Annotated in this window: 12 protein-coding genes; 8 read left to right on the top strand and 4 right to left on the bottom strand. The window is 68.9% G+C overall.

Going from position 1 to position 15335, the window contains the following annotated elements:
• Window position 1 precedes the first annotated feature (1 nt).
• Complete coding sequence (hemB, locus tag BLP73_RS03940; protein WP_090740516.1) at window positions 2-997, bottom strand: porphobilinogen synthase; 996 nt, start codon at window positions 995-997, stop codon at window positions 2-4.
• Between the two features lie 95 nt (window positions 998-1092).
• On the opposite strand from hemB, the gene BLP73_RS03935 reads away from it, so the two are divergent.
• From BLP73_RS03935 to BLP73_RS03920, 4 genes are read left to right on the top strand one after another with little or no spacing between them, the layout of a single operon-like run.
• Window positions 1093-1665, top strand: a complete 573-nt coding sequence (locus BLP73_RS03935; protein ID WP_090740514.1) for a hypothetical protein — start codon at window positions 1093-1095, stop codon at window positions 1663-1665.
• Window positions 1666-1704: 39 nt separating this feature from the next.
• Window positions 1705-5211, top strand: coding sequence for a transcription-repair coupling factor (gene mfd / locus BLP73_RS03930; protein ID WP_090740508.1), 3507 nt, complete (start codon window positions 1705-1707; stop codon window positions 5209-5211).
• Window positions 5208-6329, top strand: a complete 1122-nt coding sequence (locus BLP73_RS03925; protein ID WP_090740505.1) for an aminodeoxychorismate synthase component I — start codon at window positions 5208-5210, stop codon at window positions 6327-6329. The genes mfd and BLP73_RS03925 overlap by 4 nt, the downstream gene beginning before the upstream one ends.
• Complete coding sequence (locus BLP73_RS03920) at window positions 6290-6925, top strand: aminotransferase class IV family protein (protein WP_245686541.1); 636 nt, start codon at window positions 6290-6292, stop codon at window positions 6923-6925. The genes BLP73_RS03925 and BLP73_RS03920 overlap by 40 nt, the downstream gene beginning before the upstream one ends.
• A 66-nt stretch (window positions 6926-6991) precedes the next feature.
• Here BLP73_RS03920 and BLP73_RS03915 read toward each other — a convergent pair whose 3' ends face one another.
• From BLP73_RS03915 to gloB, 3 genes are all read right to left on the bottom strand, one after another.
• The gene (locus tag BLP73_RS03915; protein ID WP_090740501.1) at window positions 6992-7540 is read right to left on the bottom strand and encodes a GNAT family N-acetyltransferase; all 549 of its coding nucleotides are present in this window, start codon (window positions 7538-7540) and stop codon (window positions 6992-6994) included.
• A 325-nt stretch (window positions 7541-7865) separates the two neighbouring features.
• Window positions 7866-10190: an ATP-dependent Clp protease ATP-binding subunit ClpA gene (gene clpA / locus BLP73_RS03910; protein ID WP_090740498.1), complete on the bottom strand. Its 2325-nt coding sequence runs from the start codon at window positions 10188-10190 to the stop codon at window positions 7866-7868.
• A gap of 196 nt (window positions 10191-10386) precedes the next feature.
• Window positions 10387-11163, bottom strand: coding sequence for a hydroxyacylglutathione hydrolase (gene gloB / locus BLP73_RS03905; protein ID WP_090740496.1), 777 nt, complete (start codon window positions 11161-11163; stop codon window positions 10387-10389).
• A gap of 58 nt (window positions 11164-11221) precedes the next feature.
• Here gloB and BLP73_RS03900 point away from each other — a divergent pair, with 58 nt between their 5' ends.
• From BLP73_RS03900 to BLP73_RS03885, 4 genes are all read left to right on the top strand, one after another.
• Entirely contained in the window at window positions 11222-12022 is an 801-nt protein-coding gene (locus tag BLP73_RS03900; protein ID WP_090740494.1) for a class I SAM-dependent methyltransferase, read from the top strand.
• Between the two features lie 326 nt (window positions 12023-12348).
• On the top strand, window positions 12349-12915 hold the full coding sequence (locus BLP73_RS03895) for a F0F1 ATP synthase subunit delta (RefSeq protein WP_090740492.1): 567 nt from the start codon (window positions 12349-12351) through the stop codon (window positions 12913-12915).
• Window positions 12915-14450, top strand: coding sequence for a F0F1 ATP synthase subunit alpha (atpA, locus tag BLP73_RS03890; protein WP_090740490.1), 1536 nt, complete (start codon window positions 12915-12917; stop codon window positions 14448-14450). Before BLP73_RS03895 ends, atpA begins: the two co-directional genes overlap by 1 nt.
• A gap of 12 nt (window positions 14451-14462) precedes the next feature.
• Entirely contained in the window at window positions 14463-15335 is an 873-nt protein-coding gene (locus tag BLP73_RS03885; protein ID WP_090740488.1) for a F0F1 ATP synthase subunit gamma, read from the top strand.

Here is a 15335-nt window from a genome sequence, read left to right as displayed (position 1 = left end):
TCTAGGCCAGCATCTCGGCAACGCTCGGCGCGAAATAGCTGAGGACGCCGTCGCAGCCGGCGCGGCGGAAGCCGAGCAGGCTCTCCAGCATCGCCTCGCGCGAGAGCCAGCCGTTCCGGATCGCTCCCTCCAGCATCGCGTATTCGCCGCTGACCTGATAGGCGAAGGTCGGGGCGCCGAACTCGTCCTTCACCGCCCGGCAGATGTCCAGATAGGGCATGCCGGGCTTGACCATGACCATGTCGGCCCCCTCGGCCAGGTCGCGCGCCACGCAGCGGATCGCCTCGCCCCGGTTCGCCGGGTTGATCTGGTAGGTCTTCTTGTCCCCGACCAGCCGCCCCGAGGCGCCCACCGCGTCGCGGAACGGGCCGTAGAAGGCGCTCGCGAACTTGGCGGCGTAGCTGAGGATCGCGACATGCTTGTGCCCCTCGCGCTCCAGCGCCGCGCGCAGGGCGCCGATGCGCCCGTCCATCATGTCGGACGGGCCCAGCACGTCCGCGCCGCATTCGGCCTGCACCAGCGCCATGCGGACCAGCGCCTCGACCGTCTCGTCGTTCAGGATCTCGCCATCCACGACCAGTCCGTCATGGCCGTTGGCGTTGTAGGGGTCCAGCGCGATGTCCGTCATCACGACCAGCTCGGGCGCGACCTCCTTGACCGCGCGGATCGCGAGGTTGCCGATGTTGTCCGGGTCCCAGGCCCGCGCGCAATCCTCGGTCCGCAGCGCCTGGTCGGAATGGGGGAAGATGCAGATCGCCGGGATGCTCAGCCGCATCGCCCGCTCGGCCGCGCGCCGGGCGCCGTCCAGCGTCAGCCGCTCGACCCCCGGCATCGAGGCAATCTCGCCATCCGCGCCCGGCACCTCGGTCACGAAGATCGGCCAGATCAGGTTCGCGGGCGTCAGGTTCGTTTCGGACACCATCGCGCGGATGTTCGCGCTGCGGCGCAGCCGGCGCAGGCGCGAGGCGGGGAAGGGGGCGATGATGGGCGTTGCCATGACGTGACTCCTTGGCGCGGGTGCGGGCGGGCGGCTTTTCCTCGGCTGAAACCCGTTCTAAGGTCGCCGGCAGCCAAGGACAAGGAAGCGACAGAGTGCCGCAATTCAACGGGGTGATCGGCCTGCTGGACAGCCGCTCCTTTGTCACGGTCTGGTACTGGCTGGTCCTCGTCGGCATGTGGTCCACGACCGGACGCAGTGTCCTCGGCGTGCCGACCGAGATCCTCGGCCGCGCCCGGAGCGATCTCCGCGCCGGGCGGGGCGAGACGATGGCGGTGATCACGCTTCTGGACTGGCTGTCGCTGGTCCTGCCCCGCTGGCGGATGGGCCCGCGCGAGGGGGTGGTCTTCCTGGGCGTCACCAGTTTCGGGCTGACGGTCCTGGCGCTCATGGGCTTTCTCTTCTGGCTCGAGATGGCGCAGGCCCTGTTCCTGCTGCTGTTTCCGTTCTGGCTGCTCTTCTGGATGCGCCACGCGCTGGCCCGCCGCCTGATCCCGCTGATCGAGGACGCGCAGGAGGGCCGCGCGAGCCCCGAAGAGACCGCCACCGCGGCCGTGCGCCGGATGGTCCGTCACCGGACCTGGGTGTTGCTTCTGTCGATGCTGGCCGTGGCCGTGACCGCGCTCTGGGGCACGCTCTGGTCGCTTCTGCACCCGAACGGGCTGTGACGGCTTGACTTCCCCCCGCCGCCCCTTAGGTCAGCCAGCATGTCCGACCAGTTGATCCTCTCCGGCGCGCCCGAGGGCTATGACGCCGCCCTCATCGCGCGCGAGGCCGCCCGGCCCGAAAATCGCGGCGCGCCGGTGATCCACATTGCCCGCGACGACCGCCGCATGGCCGCGACCCGGGCCGCGCTGGCTTTCATGGCGCCGCAGCTGGTCGTTCTGGACTTCCCGGCCTGGGATACGACCCCCTATGACCGCGTCTCGCCTGCGCCCGAGATCCAGGCCGCGCGCATGTCGGTGCTGGCCGCGCTGGCGCAGGGCGCGCTGAAGGGGCCGTTCGTCCTGCTGACGACGCTGAACGCGGTGCTGCAGCGCGTGCCGCCGCGCAATCTGGTCCGACAGAGCGCCTTCATCGCCCGCGTGGGCGACCGGATCGACGAGAGCGCCCTGCGCGATTTTCTCGTCCGCATGGGCTTCGTGCAGAGCCCCACGGTCACCGAGCCGGGCGATTACGCCATCCGCGGCGGCATCATCGACATCTTCCCGCCGGGCGAGGGCGGTCCGGTGCGGCTGGACCTCTTCGGCGACGTGCTGGACGGGGCGCGCCGCTTCGATCCGGTGACGCAGCGCACGACCGAGAAGCTGGACCGGATCGAGCTGGCCCCCATGTCCGAGGTGATCCTCGACGAGCCCTCGATCACCCGCTTCCGTCAGGCCTACCGCACCGAATACGGCGGCGGCACCTCGGACCCGCTCTACGAAAGCGTCAGCGCCGGCCGCAAGACCGCAGGGATGGAGCATTGGCTGCCGTGGTTCCACGAGCGGATGGAGAGCCTTTTCGACTACATGCCCGGCGCTTCGGTGGTGCTGGACGACCATATCGGGCAGGTGATCGACGCGCGCCGTTCGACCATCGCCGAGCAATTCGACGCCCGCCGCGCCGCCATGGCCGCCAAGGGTCGCACGGACAACGTCTACAAGCCCGTCCCGCCGGACCTGATGTTCCCTTCCGAGGAGGAATGGTCCCGCTGGCTGGGCGCGCACCGGACGCTGCGCCTGTCGGTGCTGAACCAGCCGCCGGGACCGGGTGTCCTCGACGCCGGCGGCCGGGTCGGGCGCAACTTCGCGCCCGAGCGGCAGGCCGAGTCGATCAACCTCTTCGCGGCCTTGGCCGATCACGTGAAGGCGCTGGCAAAGGACCGCCGCGTCGTCATCGCCAGCTTCTCGGACGGCGCCCGCGAGCGGCTGGCCGGGCTGCTGACCGACGAGGGACTGGCCGGCGCCAAGCCCATCGCGGACCTGCGCGACCTGCCCGACGCGGCGGGCGCCATCGGCCTCGCCGTCTGGCCGCTGGAGGAGGGCTTTGTCGCCGACGGCACCGCCCTTGGCCGCATCGCGGTCATCTCGGAACAGGACGTGCTGGGCGACCGGCTGATCCGGGGCGCCAAGAAGCGCCGCAAGGCCGAGAACTTCCTCAAGGACACCGCCACCCTCAGCCCCGGCGACCTGGTCGTCCATGTCGAGCACGGCATCGGCCGCTACATGGGCATCGAGACCGTGATCGCGATGAAGGTGCCCCACGATTGCGTGGCGCTGGAATATGCGGGCGGCGACCGGCTGCTGCTGCCGGTCGAGAACATCGAGCTTCTCAGCCGCTACGGTCACGAGGAAGGGCTTCTGGACAAGCTGGGTGGCGGCGCCTGGCAGGCGCGCAAGGCCCGCCTGAAGGAACGCATCAAGCTGATCGCCGACAAGCTGATGCGCGTCGCGGCCGAGCGCCTGCTGCGTCCCGCCCCGGTGCTGGAGCCCGAGGATCACGAATGGCAGCAGTTCCTTGCCCGCTTCCCCTATAGCGAGACGGACGACCAGCTTTCCGCCATCGAGGATGTGGCGGGCGATCTGGCCGCCGGCCGCCCGATGGACCGGCTGGTCGTGGGCGATGTCGGCTTCGGCAAGACCGAGGTCGCCATGCGCGCCGCCTTCATCGCCGCCAGCCAGGGCATGCAGGTCGCCGTGGTCGCGCCGACGACGCTGCTGGCGCGCCAGCACTTCAAGACCTTCGCCGAACGCTTCCGCGTTACCGCGATCAACGTCCGGCCCCTGTCGCGCTTCGTCTCGGCCAAGGATGCCGCGGCGACCCGCACCGGACTTTCGGATGGCAGCGTCGACATCGTCGTCGGCACCCATGCGGTGCTGGCCAAGGGCATCCGCTTCAAGAACCTCGGCCTGCTGATCATCGACGAAGAGCAGCATTTCGGCGTCGCCCACAAGGAACGCCTGAAGGAGCTGCGCAGCGACATCCACGTCCTGACCCTGACCGCGACGCCCATCCCGCGCACGCTGCAGCTGTCCCTGACCGGCGTGCGCGACCTTTCGGTCATCGGCACGCCCCCGGTGGACCGCCTCGCGATCCGCACCTATGTCAGCGAATTCGACAGCGTCACCATCCGCGAGGCGCTGCTGCGCGAGAAGTATCGCGGCGGGCAGAGCTTCTTCGTCGTCCCGCGCCTGTCGGACCTGCCGGACGTCGAGCATTGGCTCAAGGAGAACATGCCCGAGCTGAACTACATCGTCGCTCATGGCCAGCTGGCGGCGGGTGATCTGGACCAGCGCATGAACGCCTTCTACGACGGCAGCCATGACGTGCTGCTGGCGACCACCATCGTGGAGAGCGGCCTCGACATCCCGACGGCCAACACGATGATCGTCTGGCGGGCGGACATGTTCGGCCTAGCCCAGCTCTACCAGATCCGGGGGCGGGTGGGCCGGTCCAAGGCCCGCGCATACGCCTACCTGACCACCAAGCCGCGCCAGCCGCTGACCCCGCAGGCGATGCGGCGGCTGAAGTTCCTCGGCTCGATCGACGGGCTGGGCGCGGGCTTCAACATCGCCAGCCAGGACATGGACCTGCGCGGCGCCGGCAACCTTCTGGGCGAAGAGCAGTCCGGCCACATCAAGGAGGTCGGCTACGAGCTTTACCAGCAGATGCTGGAGGAAACGATCGCCAAGCTCCGCTCGGGCGAGCTGGAGGGCACGCCCGAGGACGAATGGGCGCCGCAGCTGAACCTCGGCGTGCCGGTCACGATCCCCGAGAGCTACATCCCCGATCTGGACGTCCGCCTCGGCCTCTACCGCCGCCTCGCCGAGCTGACCACCAAGGTTGAGCTGGAGGGCTTCGCGGCCGAGCTGATCGACCGCTTCGGGGCCCTGCCGCGCGAGGTGAACACGCTGCTGCTGGTCATCCGCATCAAGGCGATGGCCAAGCGCGCCAACATCTCGAAGCTGGATGCCGGGCCCAAGGGCGTCACGGTGCAGTTCCACATGGACAAGTTCCCGAACCCGGCCGGTCTGGTGGAGTTCCTGACCGAGGAGCGCGGTCAGGCGAAGGTCGCCGACAACAAGGTCGTGCTGCTGCGCGACCTGCCCTCGGACGCCGAGCGGATCAAGGCGGCCTTCTCCGTGGCGCGCGATCTGGCCGCAAAGGTCAAGGCAGGCAAGGCCGCCGCCAAGGAGGGCAAGGCCGCGAAGGAAGGAAAGGCGCGGGCGTGAGCGGCCGCGTCCGCTTCGACCGCGGCCCGATCCCCGGCGGTACCCTCTTCGAGGCGCCGCAGACGGTGATCCGCGCCGACACGCCGGCCGGCGTCGGCCCGGCCCTCGCCGCGATGCAGGCCGCGCAGGCGCGGGGCTGCTGGCTCGCGGGCTATCTCTCCTATGAGCTGGGCTTCGCGCTGGACCCGCGCCTCTTCGCCCTGATGCCGGCGCGGCGCGAGATGCCGCTGATCCTGATGGGCGTCTTCGACGGCCCCCGCCCGGCGCCGCCGCTGCCCGCGCCCGGCGGCAGCATCACGGCGCCCCGCCCCCTCTGGGACCGCGCCCGCTATGACGCGGCCATCGCGGCGGTCCATGCCTATATCGAGGCGGGCGACACCTACCAGATCAACCTGACCTTCCCGATGGAGGCCGACTGCGCGGGCGATCCGCTGGCCCTCTATGCCGCGCTGGCGGCCCGCCAGCCGGTGGGCGAGGGGGCGCTCGTCGATCTCGGCGGCCCGGTGGTCCTCTCCCGCAGCCCCGAGCTGTTCTTCGCCGTGGATGCCGCGGGCCGCATCGAGACACGCCCGATGAAGGGCACTGCGCCGCGGGGATCGGGGCGCGCGGATGCCGAGGCGGCCCGCGCCCTGGCCCGCAGCGACAAGAACCGGGCCGAGAACCTGATGATCGTGGACCTCCTGAGGAACGACATCAGCCGCATCTGCCATCCGGGCAGCGTGCATGTGCCCTCGCTCTTCGCCATCGAGAGCTACGCGACGGTGCACCAGATGGTCTCGACCGTGGCGGGACAGCTTCGCCCGGGCGTCGGGCTGGCGCAGATCCTCGGGGCGCTCTTTCCCTGCGGCTCGATCACCGGCGCGCCGAAGATCCGCGCGATGGAGATCATCGCCGAGCTGGAAGACGCCCCGCGCGAGGTCTATTGCGGCGCCATCGGATGGGTGGACCCTGCGGGGCCAATGCGGTTTTCCGTCGCGATCCGCTCGCCCTGGATGACGCGCGAGGGGCGGCTGCGGCTGAATGTCGGCGGCGGCATCGTCCATGACAGCCGCGCCGGCAGCGAATGGGAGGAGGCGCTGTGCAAGGCCGCATACCTGGACCTTACCCCCCCGACCTGACCGTCTTCGAGACGATGCGCGCCGAGGCGGATCGCAGCATCCGGCTGTGGCCCTTGCACCTCGCCCGCCTGCGTCGGGGCTGCGCGGCGGTGGGCTTCAGCCTGGACGAAACCGCCGTCGCGCAGGCCTTGGCCAGCCTGCCGCGCGGCCGTCCGCTGCGCGCCCGGCTTGCGATCGATGCCGCGGGTGCCGTCGCGCTGACGCAAGCGCCGCTTCCCCCGAGCCCGCCAGTCTGGCGGGTGGTGATCTCCGACGAGCGGCTGCGCTCGGACGATCCGTGGCTGGGGATCAAGTCGTCGCAGCGGGCGGTCTACGACCGCGCGCGCGCGCGCCTGAAGCCGGGCGCCGACGAGGCGCTGCTGCTGAACGAGCGCGGCGAGCTGTGCGAGGGGACCATCACCAGCCTCTTTGTCGCGGAGCGCGGTCTGCTGCTGACGCCGCCGCTGTCCTCGGGGCTTCTGCCCGGCGTGCTGCGCGAGAGCCTGCTGGCGGCGGGGCGGGCCCGCGAGGCGGTGTTGTCTCCGGCGGATCTGGCGGGCCGGGAGGTCTTCTGCGGCAACGCGCTGCGCGGCCTCATCCCGGCGCAGCTCGGCTGAGGGCGCAGCCGGCCCCCATCGAAGGGGCCGCCTGCGCGCGGGGGCCCGCCCCCGCACCCCCGGCGCCTAGCGCACCCGGGCGTAGAGCAGGCAGTCGGTCGGCTCGGGCGAGAGGTTCGGGTGCAGGAAGTAGCGGCGCAGACGACCCTCGCGCTGCATCCCTGCACGCTCCATGACGCGTGCGGAGGCGACGTTGCGTTCGTCGCAGAAGGCCTCGGTCCGGAAGATCGCAGGATGGGCGAGGGCGTGCTGCACGAGGCAAGAAAGGATCTCGGACGCGCAGCCGCGGCCCCACGCGCGGCGGGCGATCACGTAGCCATAGCTGACGGAACTGCCTCGAAGGCGCGGGTGGAACATTCCGATGACCTCCGCTGGCGCGCCACGAGGGGAGACGATGAGGGGGAAGCCGCTGCCGTCCTCCCATTCCCGCGCGGCACCGGCGAGGAACCGCTCCGTCTCTGCCACATGCCGATGCGGCGTCCAGCCAAGGAAGCGCGTCACATCCGCATCCGCGGCGTAGCTGGTGAAGATGGCTGCGGCATCCGCCGTCGTCACTCGGCGCAGCAGGTAGTGCGAGGTCGTGAGACTGTCAGAGAGTCGGTAGGCGCGGGGCATCTGTTGCTCTGCCCAAGGAGGGTGCGAAAGGGGTGCCTCGACTGTGTCCCGTTTGCTTCCAAAGTGCCATGCGCGAGGGAGGGGCGGGCGCTCATGAGCTTCTGCCATCCATTCGGCGTGACATTTATCGCAGAGTAATCACGAGCACCAGATCGCGCTGGAATAGGTCTGTGGCGGCGCAAAGACGCGAAAATTGAAGTCAGCGATGTCGGGGAGCAGCATCGTCACCGTGCTGACCAACAGAAGGGCGCTCAAGGGATCGCCGCTTGCCTGGCGCGTGCTGCAAGAGGGCCCCACCATCGGCAGGGCCCTGCTGTTGTTCCTGTCACTCGGCCGTCAGAAGCGGGGTCTTCGACTTGCCGATCCGCGGGGTGTCGGGGCCCGAGATGTCGAAGGCGGGCTTGTCGTCCTCGATCTTCACGCGGACCACGCCGCCCTTGGTGAGGCGTCCGAAGAGCAGCTCTTCCGCCAGGGGCTTCTTGATGTGCTCCTGGATGACCCGGCCGAGGGGGCGTGCACCCATCCGGTCGTCATAGCCCTTCTCGGCCAGCCAGTCGGCGGCTTCCGGCGTCAGCTCGATGTGGACGTTGCGGTCCATCAGCTGCGCCTCCAGTTGCAGCACGAACTTCTCGACCACATGGACCACCACCTCGCGCGAGAGCGGCGCGAAGGAGATGATCGCGTCCAGGCGGTTGCGGAACTCGGGCGTGAAGGTCCGCTCGATGGCGGCCGTGTCCTCGCCCTCGCGCCGGTCGCGGCCGAAGCCGATCGCCGCCTTGGCCTGGTCCGCCGCCCCCGCGTTCGAGGTCATGATCAGGATCACGTTGCGGAAGTCCACCGTGCGGCCGTTATGGTCGGTCAGGCGGCCCGCATCCATGATCTGCAGCAGGATGTTGAAGACGTCGGGATGCGCCTTCTCGATCTCGTCCAGCAGAAGGACGCAATGCGGGTGCTGGTCGACCCCGTCCGTCAGAAGCCCGCCCTGGTCGAAGCCCACATAGCCCGGAGGCGCGCCGATCAGACGGCTCACCGCGTGCTTCTCCATGTATTCGGACATGTCGAAGCGGATCAGCTCGACCCCGAGGCTGGTGGCCAGCTGCTTGGCGACCTCGGTCTTGCCGACGCCCGTGGGGCCGGCGAAGAGGTAGTTGCCGATGGGCTTCTCGGGCTCGCGCAGGCCCGCGCGGGCCAGCTTGATCGCCGAGGACAGCATCTCGATCGCGTTGTCCTGGCCGAAGACCACGCGCTTCAGCGTCGTCTCCAGATCGCGCAGCACCTCGGCGTCGTTCTTGCTGACGTTCTTGGGCGGGATGCGGGCGATCTTGGCCACCACGGCCTCGATCTCCTTGGGGCTGATCGTCTTGCGGCGCTTGCTTTCCGCGACCAGGTGCTGCGCGGCGCCCGCCTCGTCGATGACGTCGATGGCGCTGTCGGGCAGCTTGCGGTCGTTGATGTAGCGGGACGCCAGCTCCACCGCCGACTTGATCGCGTCATTGGTGTAACGCAGGTCGTGGTGCTTCTCGAAATGCGGCTTCAGGCCCATGAGGATCTTGATCGTGTCCGGGACCGAAGGCTCGTTCACGTCGATCTTCTGGAAGCGCCGGCTGAGGGCGCGGTCCTTCTCGAAGTGCTGACGATACTCCTTGTAGGTCGTCGAGCCCATGCAGCGCAGCTTGCCACCAGCCAGCGCCGGCTTCAGCAGGTTCGAGGCATCCATCGCCCCGCCCGAAGTCGCGCCCGCGCCGATCACGGTGTGGATCTCGTCGATGAAGAGGATCGCGTCCGGATGGGCCTCGAGCTCCTTCACGACTGCCTTCAGCCGCTCCTCGAAGTCGCCGCGATAGCGGGTGCCGGCCAGCAGCGCGCCCATGTCGAGCGAGAAGATGGTCGCCCCCGCCAGCACGTCTGGCGTCTCGCCGCGCGTGATCTTCAGCGCCAGCCCTTCCGCGATGGCGGTCTTGCCCACGCCGGGATCGCCCACCAGCAGCGGGTTGTTCTTGCGGCGGCGGCAGAGGACCTGGATCGCGCGCTCGACCTCGGCCTCGCGGCCGATCAGCGGGTCCACGTCGCCCTTGCGGGACTTCTGGTTCAGGTCCACGCAATACTTGCCGAGCGCCGTTTCGTCCTTGGATTCCTGCGCGGTCTCGGCCTTGGTCTGCTCGACCGGCTCGTCCGAGCCGACCACCTTGCGCGGCTCGTTGAACGAGGGGTTCTTCGCGACGCCATGCGCGATGAAGTTGACCGCGTCGTAGCGGGTCATGTCCATTTCCTGTAGGAAATAGGCGGCGTTGGATTCGCGCTCGGCGAAGATGGCGACGAGGACGTTGGCGCCCGTCACCTCCTGCCGGCCGGAGCTTTGGACATGGATGGCGGCGCGCTGGATCACGCGCTGGAAGGCGGCCGTCGGCACGGCTTCCGAGCCCTCGATGTCGGTGATGAGGGTCGAGAGGTCATCCTCGATGAATTCGACCAGGGTCTTGCGCAGCTCGTCCAGATCGACATTGCAGGCGCGCATCACCTTGACCGCGTCCGGTTCCTCGGTCAGCGCCAGCAGCAGGTGCTCAAGCGTCGCAAGCTCATGTCGATGTTCGTTTGCCAGCGCGAGCGCCTGGTGGATGGCCTGTTCCAGGGAGGTCGAGAAACTTGGCACGGGTCGTCTCCTGTCAGTCGGCTGGCGGTATGGGCTCACGACACCCACCTGCCCAGACTGTCATGATAAGGTAAAGATTTGGTGGATTTCGGCCGGCATCAAGAGGCAATTCGTCGCCGGCATCGGAATTTCCCACGGATGAGGCAGATGTGATGTCACAAAGGGCGCCTTTCAAGAGAGCGCCCCCCTGCCGCGCCTAGAAGGCGTCCTTCATCTGCCGCAGCCGGGCGAAGACCTCGGCGTCGCTCGCCCCGATCATCCCCAGGCTTTCGCGCAGCGCGGCGGCGCGCAGGAAGGGGTTCGTGGCGCGCTCTTCCTCCAGCGTGGCGGGGGCGCAGGGCTGGCGCGCCGCTGCGATGGCCTCCAGCCGCGCGTGCAGCGCGGGGTTGTCGGGATCGACCGACAGGGCAAAGGCGCCGTTGCCCTTGCAGTAGTCGTGCCCCGAGCAGATCAGCGTCGATCCGGGCAGCGCGTCCAGCCGCATGAGGCTCTGCCACATGGTCGGCGCATCCCCCTCGAACAGCCGCCCGCAGCCGAGGGCCATGAGGCTGTCGGCGGTGAAGGCGTAGCCCGAGTTCGGGAAATGGAAGGCGACATGGCCGATCGTGTGGCCGGGCACGTCGATGACCGCCACCGGCTCGCCCAGCACCTCGAGCGGCTCGCCGGGCGCGACGGCCAGGTCCAGCGGCGGCAGGCGGTCGGCATCGGCGGCGGCGCCGATGACGCGCGCGCCGGTCGCGGCGACGATCTGCGGGACGGCCTGGATGTGGTCGTCGTGGTGGTGCGTCAGCAGGATGGCGTCGAGCCGCCAGCCGCGCGCCTCCAGCTCGGTCAGGATCGGCTCGGCCTCTGGGGCGTCGATCAGCACCGTGCCCGCCGCGCCATGCAGCAGGTAGGCGTAGTTGTCCGCAAGGCAGCGCAGGGTCACCAGCTCCAGCGTCGGCGCGGTCAGCGGTGCGTTTTCCACCGGCATTGGCAAATCCTTCCCCTTGTGGTCACCTGAAGCCTGACAAATGCCGGCCCGGGGCGCAATGCACCACGACATCGACCAGCTGAGACGGTTCTACTATCAGCGCGCGCTTGGCCGCGTCGTCCAGCGCATCCTGCGCGACCGGCTGACCGAGCGATGGGCGCCGGGCGGCTGCACCGGGATGACGGTCGCGGGCTTCGGCTTTGCTGCCCCCATGCTGCGGCCCTATCTGGCGACGGCGCGGCGGGTGACGGCGCTGATGCCGGGCCAGCAGGGGGTCATGCCCTGGCCTGTCGGCATGGCGAACCACGCCGTCCTGTGCGACGAGACCGCCTGGCCGATCGAGACGGGCAGCATCGACCGCCTAGTGATGCTGCACGGGATCGAGACCTCCGAGCATCCGCGCGAGTTGCTGGCCGAGGCCTGGCGCTGCCTGGGGCCGGGGGGGCGAATGATGGTGATGGTGCCGAACCGCGCAGGTCTCTGGGCCGCGTCCGAGCGCACGCCCTTCGGCTATGGCCGCGCCTACACGACCGGCCAGATCGAGGCGCAGATGCGGGCGGCGGGCCTGTCGCCGGAATGGCACGGCTCGGCCGTCTACGTGCCGCCCTCGGAAAGGCGCTTCTGGCTGCGCAGCGCCCAGTTCTGGGAGCGGCTCGGCCTCAGGATCAGCCGGGTGCTGATCGCGGGGGTGGTGCTGGTCGAGCTGTCCAAGCAGACCCGCGCGCCGGTGGGGCCGGGGATCAAGGTCCATGTGCCGAGCCCGCTGGAGCTGCTGGACGGCGCCGTCCGGCCGGCCCGTAGTCCCGCAGGCCTGGCCCGGAACGAGCCGCGTCCGGCGCCCCTGACGCAGCGCCCCTGAGTCGCCTCTCGGCCCACTGCAAAGGCGCGCTCCGCCGCCGCGACCTTGGTGGCATGCGACAGGCTGTCGCATCCGTCGGCGATCCCGGACAAGCCCATGTTTCCGCTATCCTCCTGGCGAATCCGCAGGCCCGCGCCGGATGCGGCAGAAGCGCCGCGCAAGTGCGGCCACGCGCGTCCAATGCGGTTGCCGGGCGCTGAAACTGCTGCTAGAGACACGCGAGATTTCCGGGCGGCCCTCCATAAGCCGCGCGACCGCGACCCGCACCCCGCGACAGACCAGGCAACAGCCCGGCCCGCCAGCGGGGTTTGGGCAAACCGTAAAGGATGACCGTGGCCAACTCTGTTTCCATGTCCCACAGCATCGCCCGGCGTTACGCGCAGGCCGTCTTCGAGATCGCCCGCGAGGAGGGGCAGGTCGATGCCCTGGCCGCGCAGACCGAGGAGCTCTCGGCCGCGCTGGACGGCAGCCCCGAGCTGCGCGACCTGATCTCCTCGCCCATCTATGCGCGCGACGACCAGGCGCGCGCGATCGGCACGCTGGCCGCGCGGATGAACCTCTCGCCGGTGCTGGCGAACACGCTGCAGCTGATGGCGCGGAACCGCCGGCTGTTCGTGCTGCCGCAATTCACGCAGGCGCTGGCCGAACTGATCGCGGTCGAACGCGGCGAGGTCACGGCAGAGGTGACCAGCGCCGCCCCGCTGACGGACGCGCAGCAAGAGAAGCTGAAGGCGACGCTGGCCCAGAAATCGGGCAAGACCGTCAAGCTGAACACCCGCGTCGATGACACGCTCATCGGCGGAATGATTGTCAAGTTGGGCTCGCAGATGATCGACAGCTCGGTCCGCTCGAAGCTCGCTTCCCTGCAGAATGTCATGAAAGAGGTCGGATAATGGGAATCCAGGCTGCCGAAATCTCGGCGATCCTCAAGGAGCAGATCAAGAACTTCGGCCAGGACGCCGAGGTTGCCGAAGTCGGCCAGGTGCTGTCGGTCGGTGACGGGATCGCCCGCATCTACGGCCTCGACAAGGTCCAGGCCGGCGAGATGGTCGAATTCCCCGGCGGCGTGCGCGGCATGGTGCTGAACCTCGAGACGGACAACGTCGGCGTCGTGATCTTCGGCGACGACCGCACGATCAAGGAAGGCGACACCGTCAAGCGCACCCGCTCGATCGTGGACGTTCCGGTCGGCAAGGCGCTGCTGGGTCGCGTCGTGGACGCGCTCGGCAACCCGATCGACGGAAAGGGCCCGATCGAGACGACCGAGCGCCGCATCGCCGACATGAAGGCCCCCGGCATCATGCCGCGCAAGTCGGTGCACGAGCCGATGGCGACCGGCCTCAAGTCGGTGGACGCGATGATCCCCGTCGGCCGCGGCCAGCGCGAGCTGATCATCGGCGACCGCCAGACCGGCAAGACCGCCATCGCGCTCGACACGATCCTGAACCAGCAGAACTACAACGGCCGCGAGGCCGAGGGCATGAAGACCCTGCACTGCATCTATGTCGCCATCGGCCAGAAGCGCTCGACCGTGGCGCAGCTGGTGAAGAAGCTGGAAGAGACCGGCGCGATGGCCTATACGACCATCGTCGCGGCCACCGCCTCGGACCCGGCCCCGATGCAGTTCCTGGCGCCCTATTCCGGCACCGCGATCGGCGAGTATTTCCGCGACAACGGCATGGACGCGCTGATCATCTATGACGATCTGTCGAAGCAGGCCGTGGCCTACCGCCAGATGTCGCTGCTGCTGCGCCGCCCGCCCGGGCGCGAAGCCTATCCGGGCGACGTCTTCTACCTGCACTCGCGCCTGCTGGAGCGTTCGGCCAAGCTGAACGAGGCGAACGGCGCCGGCTCGCTGACCGCGCTGCCGATCATCGAGACGCAGGCGGGCGACGTGTCGGCCTATATCCCGACGAACGTCATCTCGATCACCGACGGCCAGATCTTCCTCGAGACCGAGCTGTTCTTCCAGGGCATCCGCCCGGCCGTGAACACCGGTCTGTCGGTGTCGCGCGTGGGTTCGGCCGCCCAGACCAAGGCGATGAAATCCGTCGCCGGCCCGGTCAAGCTGGAATTGGCGCAGTATCGCGAGATGGCTGCCTTCGCCCAGTTCGGCTCGGACCTCGACGCCGCGACGCAGCGCCTGCTGAACCGCGGTGCGCGTCTGACCGAGCTGATGAAGCAGCCGCAATACCGCCCGCTGACCAACGCCGAGATCGTCATCGTGATCTATGCCGGCACCAAGGGCTATATCGACCAGGTGCCGGTCCGCGAGATCACGGCCTGGGAAGATGGCCTGATCCAGTTCCTGCGCAGCCAGAAGTCCGAACTCTTGGACGACATGACCCGCAACGACCGCAAGGTCAGCGGCGATCTGGAGAATGCGATCAAGGCGGCGCTGGACGAATACAACCGCACCCGCGCCTGAGAGGGGGAATAGATGCCCAGTCTCAAGGATCTCAAGAACCGGATCGGAAGCGTCAAGAACACGCGGAAGATCACCAAGGCGATGCAGATGGTCGCCGCCGCGAAGCTGCGCCGGGCGCAGGACGCGGCGGAAGCCGCGCGTCCCTATGCCGACCGCATGGCGGCCGTCATGGCCGGCCTGACCGCGAACGCGGCGGGCCAGTCGGGCGCGCCGCGGCTTCTGGCCGGCACGGGCGAGGACCGGCGCCACCTCCTGGTGGTGCTGACCTCCGAACGTGGGCTTGCCGGCGGCTTCAACAGCTCGATCGTGCGGCTGGCGCGACAGCATGCCGAGCGGCTGCGGGGCGAAGGCAAGGAAGTCGCGATCCTGACCGTCGGAAAGAAGGGCCGCGAGCAGCTCAAGCGCGACTATGGCAGCCTGTTCGTCCATCACGTCGATCTCTCCGAGGTCAAGCGGATGGGCTACGACACGGCGCGCCAGATCACGGACGAGGTGCTGCGGCGCTTCGAGGCCGGCGATTTCGACGTGGCGACGCTGTTCTACAACCGCTTCGTGTCGGTCATCAGCCAGGTGCCGACCGCCCGGCAGGTGATCCCCGCCGAAGTGCCGGAAGAGGCTTCGGCCGCGAACGCGCTCTATGACTACGAGCCGGGCGAGGAAGAGCTGCTGGCCGAACTGCTTCCGCGTTCGGTCGCGACGCAGGTCTTCGCCGCGCTGCTCGAGAACGCCGCCTCCGAGCAGGGCGCGCGGATGAGCGCGATGGACAACGCCACGCGCAACGCCGGCGACATGATCGACCGCCTGACGACCGAGTACAACCGCTCGCGCCAGGCTGCCATCACGAAGGAGCTGATCGAGATCATCTCCGGCGCGGAGGCGCTCTGA

The organism is Paracoccus tibetensis (assembly GCF_900102505.1).
Classification (GTDB): Bacteria; Pseudomonadota; Alphaproteobacteria; order Rhodobacterales; family Rhodobacteraceae; genus Paracoccus; species Paracoccus tibetensis.
The sequence above is the reverse complement of the archived record's forward strand: the minus strand, read 5'-3'. Positions and strand labels throughout refer to the sequence as shown.